This window comes from Mesorhizobium abyssinicae (assembly GCF_049887195.1).
GTDB lineage: Bacteria > Pseudomonadota > Alphaproteobacteria > Rhizobiales > Rhizobiaceae > Mesorhizobium > Mesorhizobium abyssinicae.
The window spans coordinates 1-7,016 of the sequence record NZ_JARAKC010000051.1 but is presented as its reverse complement, the minus strand read 5'-3'; the positions used below and the strand labels follow the sequence as shown (position 1 = coordinate 7,016).

9 protein-coding genes and 3 pseudogenes are annotated in these 7,016 nt (G+C 60.0%); 8 read left to right on the top strand and 4 right to left on the bottom strand.

What is annotated here, in order from left to right; all coding sequences use genetic code 11:
* Together PU724_RS33135 and PU724_RS33130 are read left to right on the top strand one after the other, a co-directional pair.
* Positions 1 to 440, top strand: a 440-nt coding sequence (locus PU724_RS33135) for an IS3 family transposase (RefSeq protein ID WP_426213798.1), incomplete at its 5' end; no start/stop codon positions are given.
* Positions 383 to 928 carry an IS3 family transposase gene (locus PU724_RS33130; protein ID WP_426213799.1) on the top strand — a complete coding sequence of 182 codons (546 nt, stop codon included), beginning with the start codon at positions 383 to 385 and terminating at the stop codon, positions 926 to 928. The genes PU724_RS33135 and PU724_RS33130, both read left to right, overlap by 58 nt.
* A gap of 60 nt (positions 929 to 988) precedes the next feature.
* Here the strand turns inward: PU724_RS33130 and PU724_RS33125 are convergent.
* Positions 989 to 1,341, bottom strand: a pseudogene (locus PU724_RS33125) (ATP-binding protein); the annotation flags it as partial.
* A 49-nt stretch (positions 1,342 to 1,390) separates the two neighbouring features.
* Between PU724_RS33125 and PU724_RS33120 the strand changes: the two are divergent.
* The 5 genes and pseudogenes from PU724_RS33120 to PU724_RS33100 form a co-directional block, all read left to right on the top strand.
* Positions 1,391 to 1,888 carry a hypothetical protein gene (locus PU724_RS33120; RefSeq protein WP_354425831.1) on the top strand — a complete coding sequence of 166 codons (498 nt, stop codon included), beginning with the start codon at positions 1,391 to 1,393 and terminating at the stop codon, positions 1,886 to 1,888.
* A 159-nt stretch (positions 1,889 to 2,047) separates the two neighbouring features.
* Complete coding sequence (locus tag PU724_RS33115) at positions 2,048 to 2,662, top strand: recombinase family protein (RefSeq protein ID WP_354425833.1); 615 nt, start codon at positions 2,048 to 2,050, stop codon at positions 2,660 to 2,662.
* Positions 2,596 to 3,630 carry a recombinase zinc ribbon domain-containing protein gene (locus tag PU724_RS33110; protein WP_354425835.1) on the top strand — a complete coding sequence of 345 codons (1,035 nt, stop codon included), beginning with the start codon at positions 2,596 to 2,598 and terminating at the stop codon, positions 3,628 to 3,630. Before PU724_RS33115 ends, PU724_RS33110 begins: the two co-directional genes overlap by 67 nt.
* Positions 3,627 to 3,848: a helix-turn-helix domain-containing protein gene (locus tag PU724_RS33105; RefSeq protein WP_354425837.1), complete on the top strand. Its 222-nt coding sequence runs from the start codon at positions 3,627 to 3,629 to the stop codon at positions 3,846 to 3,848. The genes PU724_RS33110 and PU724_RS33105 overlap by 4 nt, the downstream gene beginning before the upstream one ends.
* A 28-nt stretch (positions 3,849 to 3,876) precedes the next feature.
* Positions 3,877 to 3,993, top strand: a pseudogene (locus tag PU724_RS33100) (transposase); the annotation flags it as partial.
* 693 nt (positions 3,994 to 4,686) lie between these two features.
* Here PU724_RS33100 and PU724_RS33095 read toward each other — a convergent pair.
* From PU724_RS33095 to PU724_RS33085, 3 genes are all read right to left on the bottom strand, one after another.
* Positions 4,687 to 5,451 (bottom strand): SDR family NAD(P)-dependent oxidoreductase, encoded by a 765-nt coding sequence (locus tag PU724_RS33095; protein ID WP_354425839.1) that lies wholly within the window; start codon positions 5,449 to 5,451, stop codon positions 4,687 to 4,689.
* 186 nt (positions 5,452 to 5,637) lie between these two features.
* Positions 5,638 to 6,186, bottom strand: coding sequence for an SDR family NAD(P)-dependent oxidoreductase (locus tag PU724_RS33090; RefSeq protein WP_354425841.1), 549 nt, complete (start codon positions 6,184 to 6,186; stop codon positions 5,638 to 5,640).
* Positions 6,187 to 6,281: 95 nt separating this feature from the next.
* Positions 6,282 to 6,422 carry a hypothetical protein gene (locus tag PU724_RS33085; protein WP_354425843.1) on the bottom strand — a complete coding sequence of 47 codons (141 nt, stop codon included), beginning with the start codon at positions 6,420 to 6,422 and terminating at the stop codon, positions 6,282 to 6,284.
* Positions 6,423 to 6,673: 251 nt separating this feature from the next.
* On the opposite strand from PU724_RS33085, the pseudogene PU724_RS33080 reads away from it, so the two are divergent.
* Positions 6,674 to 6,988: pseudogene (locus tag PU724_RS33080) on the top strand (transposase); the annotation flags it as partial.
* Between the last annotated feature and the right edge of the window lie 28 nt (positions 6,989 to 7,016).

Below are 7,016 nucleotides of genomic sequence, written 5' to 3'. Positions count from 1 at the left end.
CTAGTCGGCAAGCAGGCTCTGGAACTGGAGTTTCTAAAGGGGGCTCTGCATGCACGACCGCGGCAGAGAAACGGGCCTACATCCGCGACCACCGGTCCCATGGTCTCTCCGTCGCCGAAGGATGCCGGCTGATGGGCCTCTCGCGCACGACCTTCTATGACCAGCCGCGCAGCGCGGCAGACGACACCGCGATCGTCGAAGCGATCGCAGCCATCTGCGACGAGTTCGAGCACTATGGCTGGCGTCGTGTCCGCGCCGCTCTTCGGCAAAAAGGCATGATCGTCAATCACAAGAAGATCCGCCGCCTGATGCGCGAGCATGACCTTCAGCCGAGAATGCGCCGTCGATTCACGGTGACCACGGATAGCGATCACACCAGCCGATCTTCCCGAACCTCGCCCCGGACATCATCTCCGATGGACCCGATCAGCTCTGGGTAGCCGACATCACATACGTCACCGTCGTTGGCGGCTTTGCCTATGTTGCCGTTGTCCTGGATGCCTGGTCGCGGCGGGTTGTCGGATATGCCATCAGCCGCTCGATCGACGCACGGCTAACGCTGGCGGCTTTGACCGCGGCAGTCGAAGGACGCAAACCGCCACCCGGCTGCGTGCATCATTCTGATCGCGGGTCACAATATGCCGCGACAGCCTATCGCGATCACCTTGCCGCCCACGGCCTGGTCGGTTCCATGGGTCGGCGCGGCAATCCCTACGACAACGCAAAGGCGGAAAGCTTCATGAAGACGCTCAAAGTCGAGGCCGTCTATCCAATGGCCTTCGAGACGTTCGCCGATGTCATCGAACACCTTCCGCATTTCTTCGACGAGGTCTACAACCGCCGACGGCTTCACTCAGCACTCGGCTATCTCAGTCCAATGCAATTCGAGGATCAACACACCCGGCAGACGGTCAAATCAACGGCCTGACTCTGTCCGGCACCAGGGGCCCACTCCAAGTGCCGAAGTAATATTCCCCAGTTTCGCCGCTCAGGCCGTCGCGGTGTGGTGCCCATTTTTCGGCGGCCGGCCGCGCGGTCGCGATGGTGGATTTAGTGTCGGCGGTGTGATGGAGGCTTTTGATCTCAGGTGTTCGGGCATGAGGTCGGCGTGCTGGCGGAGGCGGTAACTCGATCCTTCGATCTGGACGACAACCGCATGGTGGAGCAGGCGATCGAGAAGTGCGGTTGCGACTACAGGGTCGCCGAAGACCTCGCCCCATTCGGCGAAGCCGCGATTTGAAGTGAGTACCATTGCGCCCTTCCCATAGCGGGCGTTGACGAGCTGGAAGAAGAGGTTTCCTCCGCCAGGCACGACCGGAGATAGCCGATCTCATCGACTAATGTTGAGCTCAACATTAGTCGACTCATGTGCAGTACGCAGAGATGTGGGGTGCAACAACTTCATAATGCACGCTATCAGTCGGGTGAGGCGATTATCCGCTATCGATTTCATCCCCGTTACGGGGAAGCGGTTATTGTTGCCGGGCGCAATCGCCATGGTGACGAGGTCGCTCTGATCATCCGCCAGCTTGACGGCACCCTGGTGCAGTTGCCGATCTGGATGACGGAGGATCGTGCGGAGGTGATGATGGTGACGAAGAGTCCCCGTCTGTCGCTGACGTATCTGCGCGAACTTCGTCTTGAGCTCGATGCCTGTCTAACCTTGCTTCGCGACGATTCCCGTCGCGGAGGAGGAGACAAGCATGAAGCATCGTCAATCCTGTCACCGCCAACTCGATCTCTTTGTGCCCAAGACCCCGCCGGCACCGATAGCACCGGCCGAGCGGACGAAGCTGTTGCCATTGGTGAGCGCGCTGCTGTCGGAAGCACGCGGCGCCTACATCTACATCCGCCAATCGACCGTCGACCAGCTTGCCAACAATCATGAGAGCCGGCGACGTCAATATGGCCTTGCTGACCGTGCCCGTGCTCTTGGCTGGACAGATGTGACAGTCATCGATGACGACCTTGGCCGCTCGGGTTCGGTGTCAGTCGTCCGGGCTTCGAGAAGCTGCTGGCAGCGATCTGTGAAGGCCGCGTCGGCGCCGTGTTTGCAATCGAGGTGTCGCGTCTGGCGCGCAACGGGCGCGACTGGCACACGCAGATCGAATTTTGCGGCCTGGTTGGCACTGTGATCGTCGATGAGGATGGAACCTATGAACCACGCCATCCGAACGATCGGTTATTGCTGGGCATGAACGGGACGATGAGCGAGCTCGAACTGTCGCTCCTGCGGGCCCGTTCGATGGAAGCCTTGAAGCAGAAGGCACGACGGGGTGAGCTCTTCTTCACGGTCGCCGTCGGCTATGTGAAAGTGGGCCGCGACAAAATCGAAATGGATCCCGACCTGCGCGTGCGCGAGGCGATTGGGTTGGTCTTCACCCGCTTTGCCGAAATGCAAAGCATCCGTCAGGTGTTCTTATCGCTTCGCAGTGACCAGATAGCGCTGCCGTACATCAACCCCAGGATCTCCGGACAGCAGCATGTGCTGTGGAAACCTCCGGTCTACACGACGGTGAGCAACCTTCTCACCAATCCTGTTTATGCTGGTGGCTTATGCCTTTGGCCGAACCGGAAGTCGGACGATAATCGAAAATGGCCGCAAGCGAATCGTGCGCGGCCGTCGCAAAGCTCGCTCAGATTGGGCAGTCTTGCTCGTTGATCTGGGCAGACTTTGAAAGGAATCAACGGCTGATTGCTGACAATGCCAACGGCAAGGGCATGATGGTGCGCGGGCCGGTGCGCAAGGGAGAGGCTTTGCTCGCCGGGCTATTGCGTTGCGGTCATTGCGGCCGCCGGCTGCTTGTTGGCTATAATGGCGCCAAGGTGATGTCGGCCGCTATAAGTGTGACGCGACCCGGAGCAATCCCGACGGTGATCCCTGTATGTCGTTTGGCGCATTTACGGGTCGATGAGGCGGTGGGAGCCGAGATCGTGCGGTTGCTGCAGCCGCTCGGCGTTGAAGCGGCCATCCAGGCGATCGCGCAGCGCGAGCATCAGTCTGGCGAAAAACAGCGCCAGATCGAGTTGGCGCTCGAACAGGCGCGATATGAGGCAATCAGAGCGCGCCGGCAGTATGACACGGTCGACCCTGAGAATCGTCTGGTTGCTCACGAAATCGAGCGACGGTGGAACGGCGTCCTCGCGGCCGTACGCGCACTCGAGGAAGAACTGGAGGCCGTGGTCCGACAGCGGCCGGCCGCTTTGAGCGCCGAGGAGTGCCAGCGCCTATTGCAAATGGGGGCCGACCTGGAAACCGCGTGGCATCATCCGGCGGCCACTGCCGTCACGCGTAAGCGCATCATCCGGGTCGTGTTGCGCGAGGTCGTGGCACACGTCGAGGGTGACCAGATTCATCTGTTGTTGCATTGGCAGGGCGGCAGCCTGACGGTGAGAAAGAACCGGCGGGGTCAAACGCGGTGGTCGGTCGAGCCGGAGACGGTGGAGTTGATCCGCGCCTGCGCGCGACTGATGCCCGACAAGGCCATTGCCGGACTACTCAACCGGGCAGGAAAGCGGACAGGTCGATCGAATGGATGGTCGCAGTCGCGTGTGCGGGGCTTCCGCAACACGCACGGATCGCGGTCTACAGGGATGGCGAATGGGCCGAGCGCGGCGAAGTCACGTTGACCGAAGCCGCCAGGATGCTCAATCTGAGCTACGCGACGGTCCTTCGCCAGATTCGCGCCGGCATCATCCCCGCCCAGCAATATTGCAAAGGCGCACTTTGGGTCATCAAACGACGGAATATCGAAGATTCGCATCGGATCGAACACGCTGGCCCATGTCTCAACGGGCCGTCATCATCAAATCCCGGAGCAAAAGACCTTTGTCTTTCAGTAACGTAGCGAGATGGGCATTATGACGTGGGAACCAGGGCCGATCACCGCGCTCGCCTTCCGCGCCACGATCGACCGGCCGGAGCGGTTCGGCTCCTCGCGGGCGGTGGGCGCGCATCTGGGGCTGACGCCGGCGCACTACCAGTCCGGCGATCCCACCCGCGCCCGCAGCACCATCAGCGAAGGCATCGGAGAAGCCGAAGCCGGTCTACGCCGAAACTGGCCAAGGCCGAATCCAGGCGCTTCGCATGGCATGGCCGATCCCCTGTCGCCGATTGGAGGAATTCCCCAACATCAACGCCACGGAACTCTTCGAAGAGTTGTGCATCCAGTTTCCGGGTCGATTTACCCGCAAGCAATATAAAACGTTCGCCCGACGGGTCAGTATCTGGCGTCAGGCAGTTCGCGCGCGCGTTGTCATCGGGGCCTAAAACGTATGCGACAAACCGCGTGGCCGACGTCCCGATATCTTCAAGGACGATTGAGAGGAGATGGCACAGTGCCTTGAGGAACGCCCGGATCAGACCGCACTCGAACTGCTCGTCGAGTTCCAGGCCCGTTACCCGGGACGATACAGCTTGCGGCAGCTTTACACGTTGCAGAAGCGGGTAAGGGCGTGGCGACAACAAGCAGTGCAGCGGCTTATCGGCTAGGCCAGCAGCCTGGCGTCATATGCTGCTCCGAACACCTCATGCCGGGCTAGCGGGTAACATTCTCGATGAGGCAAACGGTAACAAAATTAGGTGAGGCAACACGACAATACCGCGCGCACCGCCGGTCACAAGGGCCGTTCTTCCGGTTAAATCGAACCCGTTAAGACATCGCAAGAATGCCGACATTTTCGTTTTCAGGAGATCGGCATCGGCAGCTTCTTGGTGCGGCCACCGTCCATGACGGAGACTTGGCCGGTCACGAAAGCGCTCTCGTCCGAGGCCAGCCAGACCGCAAGATTTCCGACGTCCCTCGGCTCGCCAAGGCGCCCGACCGGATGCATGGCGAGCAGTTCCTTGCGGACGCGGGCGCTGTCGGCCATGCTGTCGATATAAACCTGGCTGAGATCGGAGCTGATCCAGCCCGGCGCAATCGCGTTGCAGCGGATACCCTCAGGGCCATGATCCACAGCGACCGCGGCCGTAAAGCCGAGAATGCCCGCTTTCGAAGCGGAATAAGCGGGATGCCCGGGATTGGACGCCAGCCCTTCTATCGAACCGATGTTGACGATACTTCCCCTGCCCGACTTCCGGAGGTGTGGCATTGCCGCTTTGGTCAGCAGGAATGGGGCCTTCAGATTGATGTCCATCATCTGGTCCCAGTCCGCCTCGGTCATCTCGTCGATCGTCTTCTCGAACATAATCCCGGCATTGTTGACGAGGATATCCAGGCCCCCAAGCCGCTCGACGACAGCCTGAACGGCCGAGGAAATTTCCTGGGACCTCGAAAGATCCGCCTTCACATAGATCGCGCGCTCGTCGAGCATGGGTTCAGGCGGTGCGTTCCTCTGCACGATGGCGACTTTTGCTCCCTCCTCCACGAAGCGCTGAGTGATTCCGGCGCCGATGCCGCGGCCGCCGCCTGTTATGATTGCAATCTTGCCTGTCAGTCTGTCAGCCATGGGATCTCCTCATCAGACCGGCTTCGTGCCGGCGACTTCGAACGTCGGGCCAGCGATGTAGCGGGCGTCGGGGCACAGAAAGAATATAACATCGACGAGTCTTCCGGCTTTGCCATACGACCAAGTGGTACGGTTGAACATCGCAATGGCTGTGTCCGGAGACGCCGCGTCGTTCACCCGTCCAGGTCACCGGGGTGTTGACCTCATTTGAACAGACGCCATTGACGAGCATCCCGTTAGGCGTAAGATCCCGGCCGAGACATTTTGAGAGGAAGCGACCGCAGCTTTGCTGGTGCAGGAGGCCGCAGGGCTCGATACGCGACAAAGGTCCCAACATGAGGTCCGATAACTTTCGCGGGAGGTGTCGAAAATCGACGTCAGATTGATGTCGAACGTCCGTTCCCAATACCAGTCAGCCGTCTCGATGATGTTTGCCTGGTTGATGCCGGCGTTGTTGATGAGCACGTCCAAATCGTCCCGTGGCCCGGATGGAGTAATCGACCAGCTCCTCGCAATAGGCCTTGTCCGTGAGGTCGGCGGCCCTGCTCCAGACGGCCAGCCCGGTTCGGTTGAGTTCGGCCTGGAGCCTGTCCAAGCCAGTATGACCGGCTCGCCCGCACCGACGCGAAGGCCATTCGCGACGCACTGCCTGAAAATCGCTTGCCCAATACGTCCGGCCGCCGCGCCTGTTATCACCAAGGGTTTCTTCTCAATGTCAGTCAATTCTCGAGCCATTTTTTAAAGGCAAATCTGGACCCCATTTTCGCTAAACGGGTTCGGCCTGGTGGGTGGGGGTGGTCGCGCGCTGCGGACTGCATTTGGCAAACTGCCTACCCGTCTTCATTGACCGTGTCGTCCCTGCGCTGGCGCAGTTCCTTGCTTGAGGCCGTGATTTCTGAGGCTCTTGGCCGCTCAGCTCCAAAAGGTGCGATTTCTACGGCGGGGACGGCCTTTTCGATGAAGAAGATCATGAGACGACCTCTTTCTTAATGCGATCGTAAACGACGATGCATGAACCGTGCCAGAGAAAGAGTCTTCATTAAATCACCGGTCGGCGGATCTTGCGCATGTCAGACAAGCGACAGTTGTCGGATGACAGACGTGCCTGACTGTCGAACCCGAACTAAAGCCGATCATCCGGTGTTCCCGCCAACAGCCTACCTCGTCACCGGCGCGAGTGTGAAGACGTCGTGCCGATCCAGCTGTTTCAAAGGCCGGCAAAATGCATTCTGATCGCGGGTCACAATATGCCGCGACAGCCTATCGCGATCACCTTGCCGCCCACGGCCTGGTCGGTTCCATGGGTCGGCGCGGCAATCCCTACGACAACGCAAAGGCGGAAAGCTTCATGAAGACGCTCAAAGTCGAGGCCGTCTATCCAATGGCCTTCGAGACGTTCGCCGATGTCATCGAACACCTTCCGCATTTCTTCGACGAGGTCTACAACCGCCGACGGCTTCACTCAGCACTCGGCTATCTCAGTCCAATGCAATTCGAGGATCAACACACCCGGCAGACGGTCAAATCAGCGGCCTGACTCTGTCCGGCACCAGGGGCCCACTCCA